Annotated in this window: 22 protein-coding genes; 20 read left to right on the top strand and 2 right to left on the bottom strand. The window is 63.7% G+C overall.

The window, feature by feature from the left end; genetic code table 11:
• Positions 1-22: 22 nt before the first annotated feature.
• Genes ACFVSI_RS13325 through ACFVSI_RS13285 form a run of 9 tightly spaced genes read left to right on the top strand, consistent with a single transcriptional unit; the run spans position 23 to position 7,672 of the window.
• The gene (locus tag ACFVSI_RS13325; protein ID WP_387824241.1) at positions 23-769 is read left to right on the top strand and encodes a response regulator transcription factor; all 747 of its coding nucleotides are present in this window, start codon (positions 23-25) and stop codon (positions 767-769) included.
• Positions 759-2,018 carry a sensor histidine kinase gene (locus ACFVSI_RS13320; RefSeq protein ID WP_387824239.1) on the top strand — a complete coding sequence of 420 codons (1,260 nt, stop codon included), beginning with the start codon at positions 759-761 and terminating at the stop codon, positions 2,016-2,018. The genes ACFVSI_RS13325 and ACFVSI_RS13320 overlap by 11 nt, the downstream gene beginning before the upstream one ends.
• Complete coding sequence (locus ACFVSI_RS13315) at positions 2,015-3,610, top strand: molybdopterin-dependent oxidoreductase (RefSeq protein ID WP_387824237.1); 1,596 nt, start codon at positions 2,015-2,017, stop codon at positions 3,608-3,610. The genes ACFVSI_RS13320 and ACFVSI_RS13315 overlap by 4 nt, the downstream gene beginning before the upstream one ends.
• 55 nt (positions 3,611-3,665) lie before the next feature.
• Positions 3,666-4,898, top strand: coding sequence for a gephyrin-like molybdotransferase Glp (gene glp, locus ACFVSI_RS13310; RefSeq protein ID WP_387824359.1), 1,233 nt, complete (start codon positions 3,666-3,668; stop codon positions 4,896-4,898).
• On the top strand, positions 4,886-5,425 hold the full coding sequence (gene moaC, locus ACFVSI_RS13305) for a cyclic pyranopterin monophosphate synthase MoaC (protein WP_387824234.1): 540 nt from the start codon (positions 4,886-4,888) through the stop codon (positions 5,423-5,425). Before glp ends, moaC begins: the two co-directional genes overlap by 13 nt.
• On the top strand, positions 5,422-5,925 hold the full coding sequence (locus ACFVSI_RS13300; RefSeq protein ID WP_387824232.1) for a MogA/MoaB family molybdenum cofactor biosynthesis protein: 504 nt from the start codon (positions 5,422-5,424) through the stop codon (positions 5,923-5,925). Before moaC ends, ACFVSI_RS13300 begins: the two co-directional genes overlap by 4 nt.
• Entirely contained in the window at positions 5,915-6,370 is a 456-nt protein-coding gene (locus tag ACFVSI_RS13295) for a molybdenum cofactor biosynthesis protein MoaE (protein WP_387824230.1), read from the top strand. The genes ACFVSI_RS13300 and ACFVSI_RS13295 overlap by 11 nt, the downstream gene beginning before the upstream one ends.
• 51 nt (positions 6,371-6,421) lie before the next feature.
• Positions 6,422-7,180 carry a 4-hydroxy-tetrahydrodipicolinate reductase gene (gene dapB, locus ACFVSI_RS13290; RefSeq protein WP_144663035.1) on the top strand — a complete coding sequence of 253 codons (759 nt, stop codon included), beginning with the start codon at positions 6,422-6,424 and terminating at the stop codon, positions 7,178-7,180.
• Positions 7,181-7,183: 3 nt separating this feature from the next.
• Positions 7,184-7,672: a hypothetical protein gene (locus ACFVSI_RS13285; RefSeq protein ID WP_387824227.1), complete on the top strand. Its 489-nt coding sequence runs from the start codon at positions 7,184-7,186 to the stop codon at positions 7,670-7,672.
• Here ACFVSI_RS13285 and ACFVSI_RS13280 read toward each other — a convergent pair.
• Positions 7,648-8,883, bottom strand: a complete 1,236-nt coding sequence (locus ACFVSI_RS13280; RefSeq protein ID WP_387824224.1) for a heparan-alpha-glucosaminide N-acetyltransferase domain-containing protein — start codon at positions 8,881-8,883, stop codon at positions 7,648-7,650. The two genes, ACFVSI_RS13285 and ACFVSI_RS13280, sit on opposite strands and share 25 nt — an antisense overlap.
• 105 nt (positions 8,884-8,988) lie before the next feature.
• Between ACFVSI_RS13280 and ACFVSI_RS13275 the strand changes: the two genes are divergently transcribed.
• The 7 genes from ACFVSI_RS13275 (at position 8,989) to ACFVSI_RS13245 (ending at position 16,734) form a co-directional block, all read left to right on the top strand.
• Positions 8,989-9,324, top strand: coding sequence for a hypothetical protein (locus tag ACFVSI_RS13275; RefSeq protein WP_387824221.1), 336 nt, complete (start codon positions 8,989-8,991; stop codon positions 9,322-9,324).
• A gap of 127 nt (positions 9,325-9,451) precedes the next feature.
• Positions 9,452-10,384 (top strand): 4-hydroxy-tetrahydrodipicolinate synthase, encoded by a 933-nt coding sequence (gene dapA, locus ACFVSI_RS13270; RefSeq protein WP_387824219.1) that lies wholly within the window; start codon positions 9,452-9,454, stop codon positions 10,382-10,384.
• 6 nt (positions 10,385-10,390) lie between these two features.
• Positions 10,391-12,082, top strand: coding sequence for a ribonuclease J (locus ACFVSI_RS13265; RefSeq protein WP_387824216.1), 1,692 nt, complete (start codon positions 10,391-10,393; stop codon positions 12,080-12,082).
• Positions 12,083-12,157: 75 nt separating this feature from the next.
• Positions 12,158-15,022, top strand: coding sequence for a DNA translocase FtsK (locus tag ACFVSI_RS13260; RefSeq protein WP_387824213.1), 2,865 nt, complete (start codon positions 12,158-12,160; stop codon positions 15,020-15,022).
• 37 nt (positions 15,023-15,059) lie between these two features.
• Entirely contained in the window at positions 15,060-15,662 is a 603-nt protein-coding gene (gene pgsA, locus ACFVSI_RS13255) for a CDP-diacylglycerol--glycerol-3-phosphate 3-phosphatidyltransferase (RefSeq protein ID WP_387824210.1), read from the top strand.
• Positions 15,659-16,162: a CinA family protein gene (locus ACFVSI_RS13250; RefSeq protein ID WP_387824207.1), complete on the top strand. Its 504-nt coding sequence runs from the start codon at positions 15,659-15,661 to the stop codon at positions 16,160-16,162. Before pgsA ends, ACFVSI_RS13250 begins: the two co-directional genes overlap by 4 nt.
• A 137-nt stretch (positions 16,163-16,299) precedes the next feature.
• Positions 16,300-16,734 carry a helix-turn-helix domain-containing protein gene (locus ACFVSI_RS13245; RefSeq protein WP_014921288.1) on the top strand — a complete coding sequence of 145 codons (435 nt, stop codon included), beginning with the start codon at positions 16,300-16,302 and terminating at the stop codon, positions 16,732-16,734.
• Positions 16,735-16,823: 89 nt separating this feature from the next.
• On the opposite strand, the gene ACFVSI_RS13240 is transcribed toward ACFVSI_RS13245, so the two are convergent.
• Positions 16,824-17,372, bottom strand: a complete 549-nt coding sequence (locus ACFVSI_RS13240) for a MarR family winged helix-turn-helix transcriptional regulator (RefSeq protein WP_387824203.1) — start codon at positions 17,370-17,372, stop codon at positions 16,824-16,826.
• Between the two features lie 68 nt (positions 17,373-17,440).
• Here ACFVSI_RS13240 and ACFVSI_RS13235 point away from each other — a divergent pair, with 68 nt between their 5' ends.
• The 4 genes from ACFVSI_RS13235 to miaB all read left to right on the top strand — a co-directional run bounded on the left by ACFVSI_RS13235 (position 17,441) and on the right by miaB (position 20,995).
• The gene (locus ACFVSI_RS13235) at positions 17,441-17,638 is read left to right on the top strand and encodes a DUF3046 domain-containing protein (protein ID WP_260842535.1); all 198 of its coding nucleotides are present in this window, start codon (positions 17,441-17,443) and stop codon (positions 17,636-17,638) included.
• Positions 17,639-17,893: 255 nt separating this feature from the next.
• Entirely contained in the window at positions 17,894-18,934 is a 1,041-nt protein-coding gene (gene recA / locus ACFVSI_RS13230) for a recombinase RecA (RefSeq protein ID WP_018779075.1), read from the top strand.
• On the top strand, positions 18,924-19,466 hold the full coding sequence (locus ACFVSI_RS13225; protein ID WP_387824200.1) for a regulatory protein RecX: 543 nt from the start codon (positions 18,924-18,926) through the stop codon (positions 19,464-19,466). Before recA ends, ACFVSI_RS13225 begins: the two co-directional genes overlap by 11 nt.
• Positions 19,466-20,995, top strand: a complete 1,530-nt coding sequence (gene miaB / locus ACFVSI_RS13220) for a tRNA (N6-isopentenyl adenosine(37)-C2)-methylthiotransferase MiaB (protein ID WP_387824197.1) — start codon at positions 19,466-19,468, stop codon at positions 20,993-20,995. The genes ACFVSI_RS13225 and miaB overlap by 1 nt, the downstream gene beginning before the upstream one ends.
• Positions 20,996-20,998: the final 3 nt, after the last annotated feature.

Genomic DNA, 20,998 nt, shown 5'->3' with positions numbered 1-20,998 from the left:
TTGGCAAATCTATGCTGAAAGCGTGACCACGAATACGGCATCATCAACGGAAACCGGAAACCGGCGTATCCTCCTGGTCGAGGACGAACAGACGATCGCCGATGTCGTCCGCGATTACCTGGTGATGGCGGGGTTCCAGGTGGACACGGCAGGCGATGGCTTCAAAGCCCTGACCCTCGCGGCACAGCGCAGGCCGGACCTCGTCATCCTGGACCGCATGCTGCCGGGACTGGACGGGGTCGAAGTGTGCCGAAGGCTGCGCCAAACCATGACCGTGCCGGTCATCATGGTCACAGCGCTGGGAACCGAAGATGACCGGATCCTCGGGCTGGAGATGGGGGCAGACGACTACGTGACCAAGCCCTTCTCTCCCCGGGAGCTGGTCCTGCGCGTCAAATCGGTGCTGCGGCGAAGCATCAAGGAATACGCCCCGGAACCATCGGTCGAAGCAGCCGGTCTTGAACTTGATCCAGCGTCGCGGACCGTCACACTGGACGGGCAATTGCTCTCGCTGACGGCCCGTGAATTCGACCTCCTTGCCTTTCTGATGCGCAGGCCAAACCAGGTGTTCAGCCGGGAGGAACTCATCAAGGCCGTGTGGGGATGGGACTTCGGGGATCTCTCGACCGTTACCGTCCATGTCCGCCGGCTGCGCGAGAAAATCGATATCAATCCCACCAAGCCGGAACTCATCAAGACGGTGTGGGGTGTCGGCTACCGCTTCGACGTGTCCCCGGAAGGTAGGCGGGAGGCCGGGCATGGAGGGTAGTGAACTCTGGACCATCCTGGCCTGGGTCCTGTTCTGGGCCGTTCTCATCGGCGCCGCGACCCTCGCCCTGCTGCGGATGCTTCGCCGGGCCTCAGTTTTGGCTCAGATCTGCCTGGTCGTGGTCGCCACGGTGGCCGTGTTGGTGGCAGGTATGGTCAGCGCCTTCAACGCGATGTTCATCTCTGCCAGGGACCTCGAAGTCATGTGGTACATCCTCGCGACCGCGTCGGCGGTCGCTGTCGCACTTTCCCTCGTGCTCGGGGCTGGCGTGTCCAGGAACGCGGCACGGTTGGTGGATGCGGCCCGAAGGATCGGTCGTGGCGAAACGCTGGAGCACTCCCGTGCTGAGGGCCGGAGGGCCGCTCCGGCCATGACATCGGAGCTGGCTGAACTGGCGCAGGAACTTGAGGCAAGCAGCCGGAGCCTCGCCGAATCCCGCGAACGCGAAGCCGCCATCGAGAAGGCCAGGCGTGAGCTGGTGTCCTGGATTTCGCATGACCTAAGGACACCGCTGGCCAGCATGCGCGCCATGACCGAGGCCCTCGAAGACGGCATGGCCCCGGACGTCCAGGGCTACTACCGGAAAATCATCGGGCAGACCGAGCAGATGACCGCGATGGTCAACGACCTCCTGGAACTGTCGAAGATCCAGGCAGGAAGCCTTCGGCTGCGGGCTGAAGCGCTTGATCTTTACGACCTCGTCAGCGACGCCCTGTCCGATCTGGCACCTTTGGCAGCGAAGCGGGGCATCAAGCTCGACGGCGGTGGCGCCCGTGAGTGCATGGCGGTGGCCGACGGACCCAGCCTGGCGCGGGCAGTCCGGAACATCCTCCTCAACGCCATTATCTACAGCCGGCCGGACACCGATGTCCATGTCAGCGTCGGCCGGGATAACGGCAATGCCGTTATCGCGGTCCAGGACCAATGTGGGGGTATCCCTGAAGAGGACCTCCCGCACCTTTTCGAAACAGGGTGGCAGAAAGACCCGTCCAGGGGCTCGGCGGCGGCCCTGCAGGGAAGCTACAGCGGCGCCGGCATAGGACTGAGCATGGTGGCGGGCATCGTCACCGCGCACGGCGGCGAGGTGACTGTGGGCAATGTCAACGGCGGTTGCCGCTTCGCGCTCACGCTTCCGGCCGGATCCCTTCCGACGGGATCACTTCCGGCGGATTCAGTTCCGAATGCTGCCGTGACGAGTCAAACCGTGGGCACGACCGAACCGAACATTGTCCGTGGAGGCACATCATGAGTACGCCGGTACGCAACACGATGAAAACCGGGCGCCCTAAGGGCGTCCCACGGCTGTGGGCGCCTCTGGCAGGGCTGGTTGCAGGCGCGGCAGGGATTGCGGCAGGGGAGCTCACTGCCGGGCTTCTCAGCCCCTTGGTTTCCCCGGTGACGGCCCTCGGCGGGGCTGTAATCGACGCCGTGCCCCCGGGGGTGAAGGATCTTGCTGTTCAGCTCTTCGGTACGGCCGACAAAGTTGTCCTGGTAGCCTCCATCGTGCTGGTCGCCGGGTTCCTGGCCGCGCTCGCGGGCATCCTTGAACGACGACGCCCCGGACTTGGCCTGGCACTGGCGGGACTTGCGGGCGCCGCGGGACTGACCGCCGTCGTGACCCGTGCCCAAACCAGCCCGCAGGCGGCACTGGCGCCGATCGTCGCCGCCGCCATCACCATGCTGCTGTTGAGGATGCTCAACCGGCGGCTCAACACTTGGTTTCCCCGGGGAGCGAGCAACACGGCTCCAGAGAGCGAGGGCGGGCAGGCGCCCCTGGCCAGAAGGAGTTTCCTCAATGCCATGACCGGAACGGCACTTGCCGCTGTGGTGGGAGGAACGGTGACGGCGATATTCACCCGGGCCACCGCTGTGGCCGCGGGGTTTCGTAGCTCACTGAAGCTGCCGGCACCGGCAACACCGCCACAAACCGTTCCGGCGGGGGCCTCGCTTTCCGTGCCGGGTATCAGTCCCTTGGTGACCCCGAACGCCGACTTCTACAGGATCGACACCGCCCTGACGGTTCCTGCCATCGATCCGCCGGCGTGGAAGCTGAAAGTCACGGGGATGGTGGAACGGGAAGTCGAACTGGATTTTGCCGGGCTTTTGGCCAAACCCATGACAGAACGCCACATCACCATCGCCTGCGTCTCGAACAACGTGGGTGGGGACCTCATCGGCAACGCCTTGTGGCTGGGGTGGCCAGTGCGTGAGCTGCTCGCCATGGCGGGGCCCAAGGCCGGTGCGGACATGGTGCTGTCCACCAGCAATGACGGCTGGACCGCCAGCACGCCGTTGGAGGCGCTGACCGACGACCGTGACGCGCTGCTGGTAGTCGGCATGAACGGAGAACCGCTGCCCTTGGAGCACGGCTTCCCGGTCCGGATGATCGTGCCCGGACTTTACGGGTTCGTTTCCGCCACGAAGTGGTTGACTGAACTCAAAGTGACCCGCTTTGCCGACGATACCGGGTATTGGACCACGCGGGGGTGGAGCGACCACGGGCCCATCAAGACGCAGTCCCGCATCGACGTGCCACGGAATGGACGGACTGTCCAAGCGGGAAAGGTGCAGTTCGGCGGCGTTGCCTGGGCGCAGCATCGCGGCGTGGAACGGGTTGAAGTGCGCGTCAACCGTGGGCCATGGCAGAAAGCACAGCTGGCAAGCGCCATCTCCGCCGACACGTGGTACCAGTGGCAGATCGGGATCGATCTCACCGCCGGCGATTACGAAGTCCAGGTCCGGGCCACGGACTCGAGCGGCCAGCCCCAAACCGAAGACAAAGCTCCGGTTGCCCCTGACGGCGCCACGGGCTACCACACCATCAACGTCAAAGTGGCCTGAGCATCTACTCTGGGAACGTCCGGATGTTTGCCGGAACCCCACGTGCCCCAGGAGGATTCCCGTGCCCCGATCTGTTGCAGCCCATCGCCAGGCAGTGGTGGAACTGCTGACGGCCGTCACCGCCAGGAAGGGAACACTGCGGCTTCGGCTGGTGGACGCGCTCGGAAAGGCGCTCGCCGTCGACGTCAACGCACCGCTGTCCCTGCCGCCGTTCGACAACTCCCAAATGGATGGCTTTGCCGTCCGTTCCGCGGACATTCCCGACGGCGGCGCGAAGCTCCCGGTGTCAGCGCCCGTTCCGGCAGGTGCCGCCCCTGCGCCCCTGAAGCCGGGCCATGCCGTCCCCATCATGACCGGAGCCATGATGCCTGAGGGCGCTGACGCCGTCGTACCTGTTGAGAAGGCGACGCCGAGTACCTTCCCGGCGCCGACCGTGCAGGACGCGGAAGTCGGGCTGCCGGTGGTCGAACCCGGGACGTACGTCCGCCAACGTGGCAGTGACATCGACAAGGGTGCGCTGGCGCTTGCTGCCGGCACTTTGCTGGGTCCCGGTCAGCTGGGTCTGCTGGCAGCCTTGGGGATGGTGGAGGTGGAGGTCCGCGAGCCCGTACGTGTCCTGCTGCTCACTACCGGGGACGAGGTCGTCGAGCCGGGCGCGGAACTGTCACCGGGCAAGATCTATGACTCCAACGGCACTTTGCTGGAAACCTCGATGCGGCAGGCCGGCCTGGAGGTGGTCCGCACCGGTATCTCGGACGACAAACCGGAGGGTCTGCTGGCGGTCCTGGACCGTCACCTCGCAGGCGGGAACGACGGCGGCACCGCGGTTGACGTCATTGTCACCACCGGGGGAGTCAGCAAAGGAGCCTACGAAGTCGTACGGCTTGCCATGGCAGGGCAACCGGTGGACTTCCTCCATGTCGCCATGCAACCGGGCGGACCCCAGGGACTGGGGACCTGCAACGGGGTACCGTTCATTGGCTTCCCCGGAAATCCCGTTAGCTGCCTGGTCTCCTTTGAGATGTTCCTGCGCCCCGCCCTGTCCCAAGTGACCGGGGCCCCTGCACCCCGGCCAGTGTTGAAGGCGCGCCTCGCTGAGGGCCTCGCATCTCCGCGCGGCAAACATCAGGTGCGCCGGGGGAGCGCCGTGGACGGTGTGGTGCGCATGGAAGGCGGTGCCGGCTCCCACCTGGTCCATGCCCTCGCCCGTGCCAATGCCTTGGTGCAGATCCCGGAAGACGTCACGGAACTCGCCGAAGGTGACGAAGTGGAAGTATGGATGCTGTGAACCACACTCCCGAAAACCCGGCAGGCACCACGGGCCTGACCCATCTCCGGCAGGACGGCACCGCCCAGATGGTGGATGTCTCCGACAAAGCCGTGACCACCCGCGAAGCCACAGCTACGGCCACGGTCCGCTCTACTGCTGAAGTCTTGGCCCTGTTGGGCGCGGGCGAACTGCCCAAGGGCGATGCGCTCGCCGTCGCGCGGGTCGCCGGAATCATGGCGGCAAAGAAGACCCCCGAGTTGATCCCGCTGTGCCATCCTTTGCCCATTTCAAAGGTCACTGTGGACTTCGAACTGTCCACCGACTCGGTAGGAATCCTGGCCACCGTCAAGACCCGGGGTGTGACCGGCGTCGAGATGGAAGCCTTGACGGCGGCCTCCGTGGCTGCATTGAGCGTCTACGACATGATCAAGGCCGTGGATAAACACGCGGTGCTCAGCGACATACGCGTCCTGTCCAAGAGTGGCGGCAAGAGTGGTAGCTGGGATGTTTCCGGGGATTCCCTTAACGGGGAGGCGGGCGCATGAGCGCGTGCGAGCCCCACGCGCACGGTTCCCGGAAGGCCGGCGTCGTGATTGCCTCCACCCGGGCGGCAGCCGGTCTGTACAGCGACGAAACAGGGCCGGTGATTCTCGACTGGCTCAAAGAACACGGTTTCGACACCTTCCCCACCATGGTTGTCCCTGACGGCGAACCTGTGGGTGCCGCGCTCAGGGCACTTCTGACCCAGGAACCGGCGGTTGTCATCACCAGCGGAGGAACGGGCCTCAGTCCGGACGACAAGACACCTGAAATGACGCTGCCACTGCTGGACCGGGAAATCCCGGGAATCATGGAAGGCATCCGACGCGCGGGCGCCGCCAAGACCCCCATGGCTATGCTGAGCCGCGGCCACGCAGGCGCTGCCGGGAAGACATTCATCATCAACCTGCCGGGATCGCCCAAGGGAGTCATGGACGGACTGGCCGTCCTTGACCCCGTCATCGGCCATCTCTGCGAGCAATTGGAAGGAAACCATGGACACTGAAACGGACTTCGAGGTTGTCAGCGCTGTCTTGAGCTCCGAGCCGATCTCGGTGGAACAAGCCATCAGGGCAGTGGAATCGGACACTGCCGGCGCGGTGGTCAGTTTCAGCGGCGTGGTGCGGAACCACGACGGCGGCAAGCCAGTGGACCGGTTGAGCTACAGTGCACACCCCACGGCTCACCAGGCCATGTCCGACGTCGTCGCGCAGCTCGTCGCTGAACACTCGGGCGAAGCAGACCAGCCCGTCCGCATTTGGGCCGCCCACAGGATCGGCATGCTGGAGATCGGTGATCCCGCATTGGTATGCGCTGTGGCAGCTGCCCACCGCGGACAGGCGTTTGCCGTGTGCTCCGAACTTGTGGACCGGGTCAAGCAGCAGGTTCCCATTTGGAAGGAACAGTTCTTCTCCGATGGCACCGTTGAGTGGGTTGGTGCAGGGGAGTAGGCGGGAGTCACGGTTCCTGCCCGGGCCCGGCCCGGCGGTAGGGTTAATGGCATGACCGAACAACTTGCTGTTGCAGTGCTGGGCGCCCATGGGCGCATGGGAATCGAAGCCGTGAAGGCCGTTGAAGCAGCCGGGGACATGACTCTGGTGGCCGCTCTCGGCCGTGGTGATTCCCTGGAGAAACTGCTCGACGCCGGTGCACAGTACGTTGTCGACCTCACCGTTCCGGACATCACCGAAACCAATGTGCGGTTTGCCGTCGAGCATGGGATCCACGCTGTTGTGGGTACCACCGGCTGGGATGCCCAGCGACTGGAATCCTTGCGGACCCTCTTGGAGCAGAAGCCGGACACCGGTGTCCTGATCGCTCCGAACTTCGCCCTTGGATCGGTGCTTGCCAGTGCTTTCGCGGCCAAGGCATCCCAGTACTTCGAATCCGTGGAAATCATCGAGCTGCACCACCCCAACAAGGTGGACGCGCCTTCGGGAACTGCAGTGCGTACAGCTCAGCTGATCGCGGAGGCCCGCCAGGAAGCAGGTGTCCCGGCCAGCCCGGACGCCACCGAGACATCGCTGGACGGCGCGCGGGGTTGCGACGTGGACGGTGTCCGGGTCCACAGCGTCAGGCTCCGCGGGCTGGTGGCCCATCAGGAAGTGCTCTTCGGTGGCCCCGGCGAGCAGCTGACCTTGCGCCACGACTCCTTCGACCGTGCGTCGTTCATGCCAGGTGTCCTGTTGGGGCTGCGCAAGGTCGCAGCAAACCCCGGACTGACGGTCGGCCTGGACGGCTACCTGGACCTGGGGCTCTAGGTCGTGGCGAGTTTCCTGTCAGCCCTGAAGAAAAACCGCACCAAGATCTGGGTAGGAGCCATCACCCTGCTGCTGGTGTTGTACCTGGTGGTCTCAGTGCAGCGCTCTTTCCTGCTGCTCGGTGACCCCAACCTGGTAGCGAAGGGGATCGGAGCGGCCTATCTGGTGCTTCCGATCATTGGTGCGTGGGCATTGATCCGCGAACTTCTCTTCGGCGCCCGCACGGAGCAGATGGCCAAGGTCCTGGAGGCCGAAGGCGGACTGCCCGAAGACAACCTGCCCCGGACACCAGGTGGCCGGATTGTGCGAGCAGCAGCCGATGCCGAGTTTGAGAAGTACCGCGCCGAAGCTGAGGCGGCGCCCAATGATTGGCGTTCCTGGTTCCGTCTGAGCTGCGCCTACGACGCCTCGGGTGACCGCAAACGTGCGCGGGCATCCATGCGGGACGCCGTGAAGCTCTTCCGCTCTCAGCCCACGGCAGCGGGGCGGTAACTGCCCAGCCTTGAGGCCAGGTGGGCCACCCATTCCAGTGGCCCGCGCCGCCCGAGAACGGCAAAACAAACCCCGATGCTGATGGCGCACAGCGCTTGCGCCCAGTACATTCCCTCGGCGGTCCACCCGGCCGGCAGGGGTTGGTTGGTAAAGCTGGAAACCACCCATACATGTGCCGAATACAGGCTCAGGGTCATGGCGCCCGGACCGCTGAGCAGTATCAGGACATTGACTCCGACGCGTTCGGACACCCCGCCCAGGAGCAGGAAGAAGCCCACAACAGCGGCAGCAACACCGCTGGTGTGCACCAGGTCCAGGGTGGTGCCCGCGTGGGGTGACGCCGTGGCCAGCCACCACCACGAATCCACTTGCTGCAGCCCTGTGAGATTGACCTGGAGCATGCTTTCCAGCGGGTAACCCCTGGTTCCGGGCAACACGGACAGGGCAGCGCGGCCGCCCCACGCTTCCATGGCCAGGGTCCCCAGCACTTTTGCGACACTCGCTGCGACAATTCCGCACGTCAGCAGCATCAGCTGCACCTTCGCCGTCGTCAGGGCCAGCCGCCCGATCACCAGGCCGACCAGAAGGTAGGAGATCCACTGGCAAACGGGGTAATAGCCAGTGAAGAACAGGTCTGCGAGGATGCGACCGGGCGATTCCAGGTCCTCCCAGCCAGGATTGTGCCCCAACTGCAGTGGCGGCTCCGCGTCCAACAGCATGGGGCGGATCAGGTACGCAAGGACCGGTGAGCCGACGATCCATCCCGCGGCCCAGAAGCACAAGGCCCTCAGCTGCAAGCCGAGGAACGGCAGGATGCACAGGAACAACACCGCGTAGTGCACAAGGATCACCGCGACGTTGACGTCCAGGCCGCCGAGCGTCAGCCCGACGACGGCGATCACCAGGGCGCGCATGGCCACGCCGCCCCGGGCGGACCACAGCTCCGCTCCGCTGCGTGGCTGCTGCTTGCCGGTGGTCAGGGCCAAGCCGATTCCGGCCAGTACAGCAAACAGGGCAGCGGAACGGCCTGAGAACACCAGGCCAACCATCGTTGGCTCCCACTGGGGCGCGGGGCCGAACGTCGGCATCAAGTGGGTGGCCATCATGCCAAGCAGAGCCGCTCCGCGGGCAGCGTCAACGCCGATGAGCCGGGGAGTTGCCGTACCCTGACCTGGTGCTTTCCGCGGAGGCGCCGTCTCTTGCGAAGTCATGCAGCGATCGTCTCACAGCCGGCCTCCCAGCCTGGCGCGTGGGACTGGATCAGCGCAATGCCACCTGCCCTTGTGTTCGAATATATGTTCGAATACCATGGCGGCATGAACGAAGTTCCACTGCAGCCGGGCGGTCCGGGCGGTCCCATGAAAGCGATGAGCCCGGGAGTTGTCGACTTCCTTTTCAGGCAACTTGTGACCGGTGAACCTCCCGAAGACACGCAATGGCGCAGGGAGGGCACGGTGCTGGCTGAGCAGGCTCCCGGCGCAGAGTTGGCCCGTCGGTTGTCGGAAACGGATGTGGAGTCGCTGACGCCGCTGGAGCTATTCGAATATGTTCGGGCCTCCCAGCGGTTGGTCGCCTGGGCGGAGCAGCTCAAAGAGCGTGCCGTGGGGCGGTACTGCACTGGCCAACCGGCCAAGTCGCCGGGGGGCGCGTAGCCCTACGGCCTGGAGTCTCAACCGTCCGGGCTGCGCGTGCCCTTTGCCCGGGATTGGGGGCGGGAATGAGGACCGTCACGCGGGCTTCATTCTTGTAACAAGGCCGTGACAGGGTAACGTTTTTCCTATGTCTGACGTTCGCACGCCCATTCCCGCCCTTGGTACCCTGCTGACCGCCATGGTCACCCCGTTCACCGAGGACGGCAAGGTGGACTACGACCAAGCCGCAGCACTGGCGGAAAAGCTTGTCCAGGACGGCTGTGACGGCCTGGTCGTCACCGGCACCACCGGCGAGACATCCACGCTGACGGACGATGAAAACCTGGGCATGTTCCGTGCGGTCAAAGAAGCCGTGGGTGGCAAGGCTGCCATCATCGCCGGTACGGGCACCAACGACACTGCCCACTCGGTCCACCTTTCGCAGCGCGCCGCGGAGCTGGGCGTCGATGGTCTGCTGATCGTCACCCCTTACTACAACAAGCCCAGCCAGGCCGGCGTTCGCGCGCACTTCGAAACCATTGCCTCGTCCACCGATTTGCCCGTCATGCTCTATGACATCCCGGGGCGTTCCTCCATTGCCATTGCCCCGGAGACCATGATCGAACTGGCCAAGCACCAGAACATCGTGGCAGTCAAGGATGCGAAGGCTGATTTCGCCGCCGCCACGCGCGTCATGGCCGAGACCGACCTCCTCTTCTACTCCGGTGATGACGGCCTTACCCTGCAGTGGATGGCCCTCGGCGCCGTCGGCCTTGTGGGCGTCACCACCCACGTGGCCACGCGTCGCTTCCGCGAGCTGATCGACGCCGTCAACAACAACGACCTCGCCACGGCGCGGTCCATCAACTTTGAATTGGAACCCGTGGTGCGTGGAACCATGACCCGGGTCCAGGGCGCAGTAGCCGCCAAGCAGATTCTCAAGTGGCAGGGAGTCCTGCCCAACTCGGTTGTCCGTTTGCCCCTCGTGGAGCCGGACGCGGCCGAGATCGAAATCATCCGCGGGGATTTGGCGGAAGCCGGAATGGACTTCAGTGTCCAGGATGGTTCCGCCGGAAAGTAGCACAATATGACCCAAACCGCCCTTCCCGGACTGGTTACGCCGCCGAAACTGCCCAAAGGCACGCTGCGGATCGTTCCGCTCGGTGGACTGGGAGAGATCGGCCGCAACATGGCGGTCTTCGAAATCAACGGCAAGTTGCTCATTGTGGACTGCGGGGTGCTGTTCCCCGAGGAAACACAACCTGGCGTCGACTTGATCCTGCCCGATTTCTCATACATCGAGAACCGGCTGGACGACGTCGTGGGCGTGGTCCTCACCCACGGCCATGAGGATCACATCGGCGCAGTTCCTTACCTGCTGCGCCTCAAGGCTGACATTCCGCTGATCGGTTCGCAGCTCACCCTTGCCCTGGTGGAAGCGAAGCTGCAGGAACACAGGATCAAGCCGTACACGCTCACCGTCACTGAGGGGCAGGTGGAGCAGTTCGGTCCTTTCGAGTGCGAATTTGTTGCCGTCAACCACTCCATCCCGGATGCCTTGGCAGTGTTCATACGCACTGAGGGCGGCACTGTCCTGCACACCGGCGACTTCAAGATGGACCAGCTGCCGTTGGACGGCCGCATTACGGACCTCCGACACTTCGCCCGCCTGGGTGAAGAAGGCGTGGACCTCTTCATGGCGGACTCCACCAACGCCGATGTCCCCGGGTTCACCACAGCCGAAAAGGAAATCGGGCCCACCCTGGACCGGTTGTTCGGACAGGCGAAGAAACGCATCATCGTTGCTTCGTTCTCTTCCCATGTGCACCGTGTCCAGCAGGTTCTCGACGCTGCGGCCAAGCACGGCCGCCAGGTGGCCTTCGTCGGCCGCTCCATGGTCCGTAACATGGCCATAGCGGCCAAGCTGGGATACCTGGAGGTGCCGGCCAACATCCTGGTGGACATCAAGAACATCGACAACCTGCCGGATGACCGCGTGGTCCTCATGTCCACCGGGTCCCAGGGTGAACCGATGGCGGCCCTGTCGCGGATGGCCAACGGCGACCACCGGGTCATTGTTGGCAAGGGCGACACCGTCATCCTGGCCTCCAGCCTGATCCCGGGCAACGAGAATGCCGTGTTCCGCATCATCAACGGCCTGCTCAAACTCGGCGCCGATGTCATACATAAGGGCACCGCAAAAGTGCATGTATCCGGACACGCTGCGGCCGGGGAATTGCTTTACTGCTACAACATCCTTGAGCCGCTTAACGCCATGCCTGTGCACGGTGAAACACGGCACCTGATCGCCAACGGCAACATCGCTCTGGAATCAGGTGTGCCCTCCGATGGCATCATCCTCAGCGACAACGGCACGGTGATCGACCTCAAGGACCACGTGGCCAACATCGTGGGTCAGGTGGAAGTCGGTTTCGTTTACGTGGATGGTTCCAGCGTTGGCGAAATTACCGACGCCGACCTGAAGGACCGCCGCGTCCTGGGAGACGAAGGCTTCATCTCCGTCATCACAGTCATCAACCGGGCCACGGGAAAAATCGTGTCCGGCCCTGAGATCCATGCCCGTGGCGTGGCTGAAGATGACTCCGTTTTCGACGAGATCATCCCTAAGATCAATGCCGCTCTCGAAGAGGCTGTGCTCAATCACGCAGACCACACCAACCATCAGCTTCAGCAAGTGGTGCGCAGGGTCATTGGCACCTGGGTGAACCGTAAGCTCCGCCGCCGTCCGATGATCATTCCAGTGGTCCTCGAGGCGTAGCCCGCCGGCAACATGAATACCCAAGGGGGTCTGAAATCCGCGGATTTCAGACCCCCTTGGGGTAGCGTGGCACGTATGGCGACCCGTACTACCTCCACGCCACGAGGCAGCTCAAGCAGTAAATCCGGCGGCAACGGCCGGGGCGGAGCCGCATCCAAATCCAGCGCCGCGGCCAGCAAAACCGGTAGGGGCAGCACTGCCCGCACCAAGCAAGCGGCCGCCGTCGAGCCCCACGCTCCGCTGCCGCTTCGCGTGCTGTCCGGTGCCTGGCAGGGGATAGGGCATGTAGTGGGTGCCGGTGTCCGGCGCATCGGCTACGACGTCAGCGATCTCGACCCCGCGGACCGCCGGGACGGCGCTGCCCTGTTCAATCTCGTGCTGGGCGTCGCCATCGCCACGTTCGCCTGGTGGGGCCTCACAGGCTGGCTCCCAGACATCGTCTACAGCGTGGTCAACGGGACCTTTGGCTGGATGTCCCTGATCCTTCCCTTCATGCTTTTTGTCTGCGCGTTCCGCTTGTTCCGGAAGCCGCAGGACGGCCGCGGGAACAACCGCGTCGGCATCGGCTTCATGATCATGACCCTGGCCGGTTCCGGACTGGCCCAAGTCATCGGCGGGCAACCCACCGTTGCCGACGGTTTTGACGGATTGCGCCGGGCGGGCGGGATGCTGGGCTTCCTCGCGGCGGCCCCGCTTGCCGCCATCCACGTTGCCGTTCCGGTCATCATCTACAGCCTGCTGGGCTTTGTTTCCCTGCTCATCGTCACAGCCACTCCTTTCGGTGCGATTCCGGCCCGGATCCGGGGCGCCTACGAACACCTCATGGGCGTGGACCTCATGGAGGAGACCGGCAAAGACCAGCACGACCGCAGCTACCTTTACGGCAACGAATCCGCCTCCGCACCAAAAAAGAAGAAGCGCATGCGCCTCTTCGGCAAGGACGAAGAACCCGACGCCGGTTTGGAAGGTTACGTCGGTGACGAGGCGTTCGAGCACGCCATTGTTGACGACGACGAACCTCCGGCCGCGTCCGCGCCCCGCGTCCCGCCCGGCGTGCGACGCCCGACGCAGGCTGAAATCGCGGTGGAGAAGATCAAGGCTGCCCAAGGCCTTGCTGGAGCAAACCCCGGCATCGACAACCCCACCGAAGCCATCCCCGTCCTGACGCCGGAAATGACCGCGCCCGTGGCGGCCCAGGTCCCGGCGCGCCCTGCGACCCCGCCGCCGCCCCCCACGCCGATTCCGCAGCGTACGGAGCAGTTGTCACTCGCCGGCGACGTCACGTACACCCTGCCGGCCTCGGACTACCTGACGCCGGGCTCCATTCCGAAGGAACGCACGGAAGCCAATGACGCCGTCGTTGCCGCCCTGACGGACACCCTCACGCAGTTCAACGTCGACGCGCAAGTGACCGGCTTCAGCCGTGGTCCCACCGTGACCCGGTACGAGATCGAGCTTTCCCCTGGCACCAAGGTCGAACGCGTCACGGCGTTGTCGAAGAACATTTCCTATGCAGTGGCTTCCAGCGATGTCCGCATCCTTAGTCCCATCCCGGGCAAGTCCGCCATCGGTATCGAGATCCCCAACACCGACCGTGAAACCGTGTCCCTCGGCGACGTCCTCCGGAGCCAGAACGCACGGCGCACGGACCACCCCATGGTCATGGGCGTGGGCAAGGACGTCGAGGGTGGCTACGTCGTAGCCAACCTTGCCAAGATGCCCCACCTCCTGGTTGCCGGTGCTACCGGTGCAGGTAAGTCGAGCTTTGTGAACTCCATGATCACCTCCATCCTCATGCGGTCCACGCCGGATGAAGTGCGGATGGTCATGGTGGACCCCAAACGTGTGGAACTGACGGCCTACGAGGGTGTTCCGCACCTCATCACGCCCATCATCACCAACCCGAAGAAGGCCGCCGAAGCACTGCAGTGGGTTGTCCGGGAGATGGATGCCCGCTACGACGACCTCGCCAACTACGGCTACAAACACATCGATGACTTCAACAAGGCCGTCCGCGCGGGCAAAGTAACGCCTCCGGTGGATTCGAAGAGGGTCATCAAGCCTTACCCGTACTTGCTGGTGATCGTGGACGAACTTGCCGACCTCATGATGGTGGCACCGCGCGATGTCGAAGATTCGATTGTCCGCATTACCCAGTTGGCCCGTGCCGCTGGTATCCACCTGGTGCTGGCCACCCAGCGACCATCCGTGGACGTCGTCACCGGTCTCATCAAGGCGAACGTGCCCTCCCGCATGGCTTTCGCCACCTCATCGGTCACGGACTCGCGAGTTGTGTTGGACCAGCCGGGCGCTGAGAAGCTCATTGGCCAAGGTGACGCATTGTTCCTGCCAATGGGTGCCTCCAAGGCCATGCGTGTCCAGGGCGCGTGGGTTTCGGAATCGGAAATTCACAAGGTCGTGGAGCACGTCAAGGGCCAGCTGCAGGCTGTCTACCGTGACGATGTCGCGGCCGAAGCCCCCAAGAAACAGATCGACGACGACATTGGAGACGATCTCGAAGTCCTCCTGCAGGCCACCGAGCTTGTGGTGACCACGCAGTTCGGCTCGACCTCCATGCTGCAACGCAAGCTGCGCGTTGGCTTCGCCAAGGCCGGCCGCCTCATGGACTTGTTGGAGTCCCGCGGCGTGGTGGGTCCGTCCGAAGGGTCCAAAGCCCGCGACGTCCTGGTGAAACCGGATGATCTGGCCGCAGTTCTCGCTGCGATGAAGGGCCAAGAGTCACCGGCTGCTCCTGACGCCCACACCGCGGCCCTGAGCGACAACGCGAACTCCAACATCGCCGTCGGCGGTTATGCGGAGGACCTGGTGCAGGCGGACCTGGACAACCGGACGCAGGCCATTGACTACTACGACGGTGCAGATGCCTCGGATGATGATGACGAGGGCGGCGAGGACGCGTGGTCGCTCACCGGGCGGTAGCCCCAAGAGCTTCACGCCGAGACGGTAGCCTAGAGGGGTGACTACAGCCGAGGGCGACAACGCTACTTCCAGCAGTTCCGATGTCTGGAACCTGCCGAACATCCTGACGATGCTGCGCATCGTCCTGGTGCCCTTCTTCGTATGGTTCCTGGTGGCCGATAACGGCCAATATGGGATCTGGCGCTGGGCTGCGGTGCTGGCCTTCGCGGTGGCGATCTACACCGACAAGCTCGACGGCGACATCGCCCGGGCGCGCGGCCTCATTACAAACTTCGGCAAGATCGCCGATCCGATAGCCGACAAGCTGCTCATCGGTTCAGCCCTGGTGCTGCTGTCCATCCTGGGGGAGCTGCCATGGTGGGTCACCGTTCTCATCCTGGTTCGCGAATGGGGTATCACGGCGCTGCGTTTCGTCGTGATCCGTTACGGTGTCATGCCCGCCTCCCGCGGCGGAAAACTCAAAACCGTGGTTCAAACCGTGGCAATCTTCCTCTACGTGCTGCCACTCAAAGCCATTGCGCCCTGGCTGGGTGACATTGCGTTTTGGGTCATGATGGTGGCCCTGGCCATCACGCTGTGGACCGGCGTCGAATATGTCATACAGGCCATGAGGCTGCGTGCGGCGGGACGTCGCCCGTGACGTCCCGGGACGCCGCGGCCGGGATTGCGACGACGGCGGTAGGGATCGCTGTCCGCAACCGTTTGACGGTTGCCACGGCGGAGTCGTTGACGGCCGGGCTTGTGGCGGCAACGCTCGCCAACACTCCGGGTGCGTCAGCCATGTTGCAGGGCGGCGTCATCGCTTACCAGAACTCCGTCAAGGCCGCGGTTCTGGGGGTTCCGGAAACTCTTCTCGCGGAGGTTGGTTCCGTTGACGGCGGCGTCGCCGAGGCGATGGCCGACGGCGCGCGAAGGGCTTGCGGTGCCGACATCGGAATATCAACCACTGGTGTTGCCGGACCCGACCCGCACGACGGCAAGGCCGTAGGCACCGTGTTCGTCGGTGTCGCCACTTCCCGGGGTGCGGCGTCGTTCGAGTACAGCTTTGCCGGCGACAGACAGTCCATCCGCGAACAGGCCCGGGAGGCTGCCTTGGCGCGTCTGCTTGCCGCGCTTGGTGACGCTGGTTACCGTTCGTAAAGTAGTCGGGAACAAAAACTCATTGCCAATAGTTGTGTCATTGTGTCGCTTCGGAAGAGCCGAGGCGCCTAGGATGTAAAAACATACCCGGTCCGCCACCCAGCGAACCGGATCAACGAGGGAGCATGGCGATACAGATGGTAAAGCAGCCCGTATCCGTAAACGGCGTTGTCCGCTGGAAGGATGTGGGCTTGGCTGATCAGGCACAGAGCGAACAGAAGGAGCGCAAAATGGTTGTACTACGCCACGAGATCGGTGATGTACTGCGCGATGTCCGCCAGCGTCAGGGCCGTACCCTTCGCGAGGTTTCGCACAGCGCCCGCGTCTCACTTGGTTACTTGAGTGAAGTGGAACGTGGCCAGAAGGAGGCTTCCTCCGAGCTCCTGTCCTCTATCTGCACAGCCTTGGACGTTCCGTTGTCCCACATGTTGCGTGAAGTCAGCGACCGCGTGGCCGTCGCAGAAGGCGTTGCTGTTCCGGACACCGTCCCCCAGGAATTCTCGCAGCGTTACGGCCGCGATCTGGACCTCACGGACGACTTCCCCCAGGGAATGCTCTCCGGAGCCCGGTAGACGGCCCTTTACAGGCAATGAAGAAGGTCCCCAGCCTCAGGCTGGGGACCTTTTCTCTTGGCGCTGACCACTTGGTGGTTAACGCGCGGTCACGCGCTGGCCGACGTGTCCTCGGTGTCGATTCCGGGTTCCTTGGAGCCCAGGTCCTTGAGGGCACCGTCACCGTAGATTGCATTGAGGCGTCCCATGTAATCGGCCAGTGTCTGGACATCCTCCAATGGCCACTCGCCGAGCCGCTCCCGAAACACCTGGCGGCGCGCGTCCTGGACGAGGTGCATCTTTTCCTCGCCCTTCTCCGTCAGGCGGATGGACTGTGCCCGGCCGTCCTGGGGATCCGCTTCTTTGTAGACCAGGCCAATGCTCTCGAGGAAAGCGATCTGGCGGCTCACGGAGGGCTTGCCCACGCCGATGCAGGTGGCCAAGTCCGTCAACCGGATGGGGCCTTCCCTGCGGATGACCGTCAGGAGGCCGTAGGCAGCCGGTTCCATGTCCGGATGAACCTGGCGGGACAACTGGTGGGAGATCGAACGGGCGCGGCGCCAGAGCAGGCTCAGCTGGTGTTCCACCTGCTGAAGGGCGTCGTCGACGTCGTCGCCTGGCACGGCCGAACCTGGCGTGCTCTGGAGAGGATTGCTCATGGCAACCATTCTAGAGTCCACTGCCATGAGAGACTCTATCCGTGAGGGCAAGTGACTTTTGGCGACTGATGGACGACGAATTCGGGGCCGGCTACTCCCGGGTCCTGGCCAGTTCGTTGGTTCTGGCCGGGGTTGGCGGCCGTACGGCCGTGGAGGCTTTGGCCGCCGGATATCATCCCCGTGAGGTCTGGCTGGCCGTGTGCGAGGTCCAGGACGTGCCTCCCGAACGCAGGCTGGGCAGGGACATCAAGCCCGCTTCGAACTGAACAGCTACCGGCGCTGACGCTGCAGGAAGCGGTGACACGCCGCACCGTTGTTCGAATATCTGTTCGGATAGGGATATGCTCCTTTGAGAGGAAAATTGATTCCGTAGGACGCATTCCCCAGCTTCCGGCAGCCAGGTTATCCACATAGCCGTAGTCGGCAACTAAAAATGTCAGGCCGCCGTAATAGCGTCTGAGATGACAGGAAAGCGGCCTATCGGGCCACTCCACAGCGAGAAAGCATCAGAGGTGTGAACCATGGCGGCAACCCCGGATCGTGAGAAGGCGCTCGAAGCAGCGCTTGCCCAGATCGACAAGCAGTTCGGCAAAGGCTCCATCATGCGCCTGGGTGACGACACCCGTGCGCCCATCGAGGTCATTCCCACCGGGTCCATTGCGCTGGACGTGGCCCTTGGCATAGGTGGCCTGCCTCGTGGCCGCGTCGTGGAAATCTACGGCCCGGAATCCTCGGGTAAGACAACCGTTGCGCTGCACGCCGTAGCCAATGCACAGCGCGCCGGCGGCATTGCGGCGTTCATTGACGCCGAGCACGCGCTTGACCCGGACTACGCCGCCAAGCTCGGCGTAGACACCGACGCCCTGCTTGTCTCACAGCCGGATACCGGTGAGCAGGCATTGGAAATCATGGACATGTTGGTGGGTTCCGGTTCGCTGGACATCATCGTCATCGACTCCGTGGCTGCCCTGGTTCCCCGCGCCGAAATCGAAGGCGAGATGGGCGACTCCCACGTTGGCCTTCAGGCCCGTCTCATGAGCCAGGCTCTGCGTAAGATCACGGGCCGATTGAGCCAGACGAAGACCACCGCGATCTTCATCAACCAGCTGCGTGAGAAGATCGGCGTCTTCTTCGGATCGCCGGAGACCACCACCGGTGGTAAGGCCTTGAAGTTCTACGCATCCGTCCGCATCGACGTCCGCCGTATCCAGACCCTGAAAGAGGGCGCGGATTCCGTTGGTAACCGCACCAAGGCCAAGATCGTCAAAAACAAGATGGCTCCGCCCTTCAAGATCGCTGAGTTCGACATCATCTACGGTCAAGGCATCTCCCGCGAGGGCGGCATCATCGACATGGGCGTTGAGCACGGCATCATCAAGAAGTCGGGTTCATGGTTCACCTACGACGGCGACCAGCTTGGCCAAGGCATGGAAAACTCCCGGCGATTCCTGCGGGACAACCCTGAGCTCGCCCAGGAGCTGGAGCGCCTGATCAAGGAGAAGCTTGGCGTCGGCGTCAAGCCGGAGGAAGACTCCCCGAAGCTGAAGGCCGTTGACGGCTAGAACCGGGCCGGACCCGGAATCTGCAATAGCTGCAGATTCCGAGCCCGACCCCGAATCCGTGGCGCGCGCCATCGTCCTTCGGCAGTTGACGATGGCGCCACGGAGCCGGCTGCAGCTGTCCCGCAAACTGGCCGAGCGCAACGTTCCCGAAGATGTCGCGGAAGCAGTGCTGGACCGCTTTGAGGAGGTTCAGCTGATTGATGACGCTGAGTTCGCCCGAATGTGGGTTCGAAGCCGCTCGCAGAGCAAGAAGCTCGCCAAGAGTGCGCTTCGTCGCGAATTGGCAGACAAGGGCATCGGCCTCGAGTCGGCAGAAGATGCGCTCTCGCAGCTCAGTGACCAGGACGAAGAATCGACTGCCCGCGATCTTGTGGAGCGCAAGCTTCGCCCGGGCATGAACCTTTCGGATCGGGCTGAGCGGGACAAGCACACGCGCAGGCTGGCGTCCATGTTGGCGCGCAAGGGCTACTCCCCCTCATTGGCGTTCAGGATCGTGGGTGAGGTGCTTGCCGAAGCCGGTACCCTTGAGTAGTGAGTTTGACCATTCCTTCCCCAACAGCGCCCGCCAGCCCTTCCGTTGAGCCCAGGACCTACCAGGTCCGCACCTTCGGCTGCCAGATGAACGTCCATGATTCGGAGCGCATGGCGGGATTGCTGGAGGACGCCGGCTACGTGCCTGCCGAGGGCGACCTCGCCGACGTCGTGGTCTTCAATACCTGCGCCGTGCGCGAGAATGCCGATAACAAGCTCTACGGGAACCTGGGCCAACTGCGGCAGGTCAAAGAAGCCAACCCAGGAATGCAGATCGCTGTTGGGGGATGCTTGGCCCAAAAGGATCGCGAAACCATCGTCCGGAAGGCGCCGTGGGTTGACGCTGTCTTTGGCACCCACAACGTAGGAGCGCTCCCGGCGCTCCTCAACCGCGCCCGGCACAACAACGAGGCCCAGCTCGAGATTCTGGAATCCCTGGACGTCTTCCCGTCCACCCTCCCGACCAAACGCGAATCTGTGTATTCGGGGTGGGTTTCCATTTCGGTCGGATGTAACAACACGTGCACTTTCTGCATTGTGCCCTCCCTGCGTGGCAAGGAAAAGGACCGGCGCCCGGGCGAGATCCTCGCCGAAATCCAGGCCCTCGTTGACGACGGGGTAGTTGAAGTCACCTTGCTCGGTCAGAATGTGAACTCATACGGGGTCGAGTTCGGCGATCGCCAGGCGTTCTCCAAACTGCTGCGCGCCTGTGGCGACATCGAAGGCCTTGAACGGGTTCGTTTCACCAGCCCTCATCCGGCGGCGTTCACGGACGACGTCATTGAGGCGATGGCTGACACCCCCAACGTGATGCCGCAGTTGCATATGCCCCTGCAATCGGGTTCGGACAAGGTACTCAAAGACATGCGTCGTTCGTACCGTTCCAGCCGCTTCCTGGGCATCCTCGACAAGGTGCGGGAAAGGATTCCGCACGCCGCCATTACAACAGACATCATAGTGGGCTTCCCGGGTGAAACCGAGGAAGACTTCCAGGCGACCTTGGACGTCGTGGAGAAATCCCGGTTCTCCTCGGCCTTCACCTTCCAGTACTCCAAGCGTCCCGGTACACCGGCAGCTGAACTGCCGGAGCAACTGCCCAAAGCGGTGGTCCAAGAGCGCTTCGAGCGGCTCACAGCTTTGCAGGACCGGATCGCTGCCGAAGAAAATGCGGCACAGCTTGGACGCCAGGTCGAGGTGCTGGTGACGGCCCAGGCTGGCAGGAAAGCCGGGGAGACCCACCGTCTCTCCGGCCGATCGAAAGACCAGAGGCTCGTGCACTTCTCCGTTCCGGACGGTGCCGAGACTCCGCGTCCTGGTGATTTTGTCACCGTGACCATCACGGAGGCCGCAGCGTTTCACCTGGTTGCCGACCCCGCAACCAGCAGCGACTACGTCCTGCGGCGCTCCCGCGCCGGAGATGCCTGGGACCGGTCGCAGGCCGACTCCTGTGGTGTCCCCGCCCCGGGCACTTCCAACGCCAAGACCGGCGTGTCCTTGGGCATGCCCGCGCTGCCTGCCCGCCGCGCATAACCG

The organism is Paenarthrobacter sp. NPDC057981, assembly GCF_042886835.1.
Lineage (GTDB): Bacteria > Actinomycetota > Actinomycetes > Actinomycetales > Micrococcaceae > Arthrobacter.
Note: the sequence above shows the minus strand (reverse complement) of the source record. Positions and strands in the feature narration are given on the sequence as shown.

Bases quoted from the DNA above. Each gene is read 5' to 3' on its own strand.
- ACFVSI_RS13320 (WP_387824239.1), top strand. From the start codon at position 759: ATGGAGGGTAGTGAACTCTGGACCATCCTGGCCTGGGTCCTGTTCTGG.
- ACFVSI_RS13315 (WP_387824237.1), top strand. From the start codon at position 2,015: ATGAGTACGCCGGTACGCAACACGATGAAAACCGGGCGCCCTAAGGGC.
- moaC (WP_387824234.1), top strand. From the start codon at position 4,886: ATGGATGCTGTGAACCACACTCCCGAAAACCCGGCAGGCACCACGGGC.
- ACFVSI_RS13300 (WP_387824232.1), top strand. From the start codon at position 5,422: ATGAGCGCGTGCGAGCCCCACGCGCACGGTTCCCGGAAGGCCGGCGTC.
- ACFVSI_RS13295 (WP_387824230.1), top strand. From the start codon at position 5,915: ATGGACACTGAAACGGACTTCGAGGTTGTCAGCGCTGTCTTGAGCTCC.
- dapB (WP_144663035.1), top strand. From the start codon at position 6,422: ATGACCGAACAACTTGCTGTTGCAGTGCTGGGCGCCCATGGGCGCATG.
- ACFVSI_RS13280 (WP_387824224.1), bottom strand. From the start codon at position 8,883: ATGACTTCGCAAGAGACGGCGCCTCCGCGGAAAGCACCAGGTCAGGGT.
- ACFVSI_RS13275 (WP_387824221.1), top strand. From the start codon at position 8,989: ATGAACGAAGTTCCACTGCAGCCGGGCGGTCCGGGCGGTCCCATGAAA.
- dapA (WP_387824219.1), top strand. From the start codon at position 9,452: ATGTCTGACGTTCGCACGCCCATTCCCGCCCTTGGTACCCTGCTGACC.
- ACFVSI_RS13265 (WP_387824216.1), top strand. From the start codon at position 10,391: ATGACCCAAACCGCCCTTCCCGGACTGGTTACGCCGCCGAAACTGCCC.
- ACFVSI_RS13260 (WP_387824213.1), top strand. From the start codon at position 12,158: ATGGCGACCCGTACTACCTCCACGCCACGAGGCAGCTCAAGCAGTAAA.
- ACFVSI_RS13245 (WP_014921288.1), top strand. From the start codon at position 16,300: ATGGTAAAGCAGCCCGTATCCGTAAACGGCGTTGTCCGCTGGAAGGAT.
- ACFVSI_RS13240 (WP_387824203.1), bottom strand. From the start codon at position 17,372: ATGAGCAATCCTCTCCAGAGCACGCCAGGTTCGGCCGTGCCAGGCGAC.
- ACFVSI_RS13235 (WP_260842535.1), top strand. From the start codon at position 17,441: ATGGACGACGAATTCGGGGCCGGCTACTCCCGGGTCCTGGCCAGTTCG.
- recA (WP_018779075.1), top strand. From the start codon at position 17,894: ATGGCGGCAACCCCGGATCGTGAGAAGGCGCTCGAAGCAGCGCTTGCC.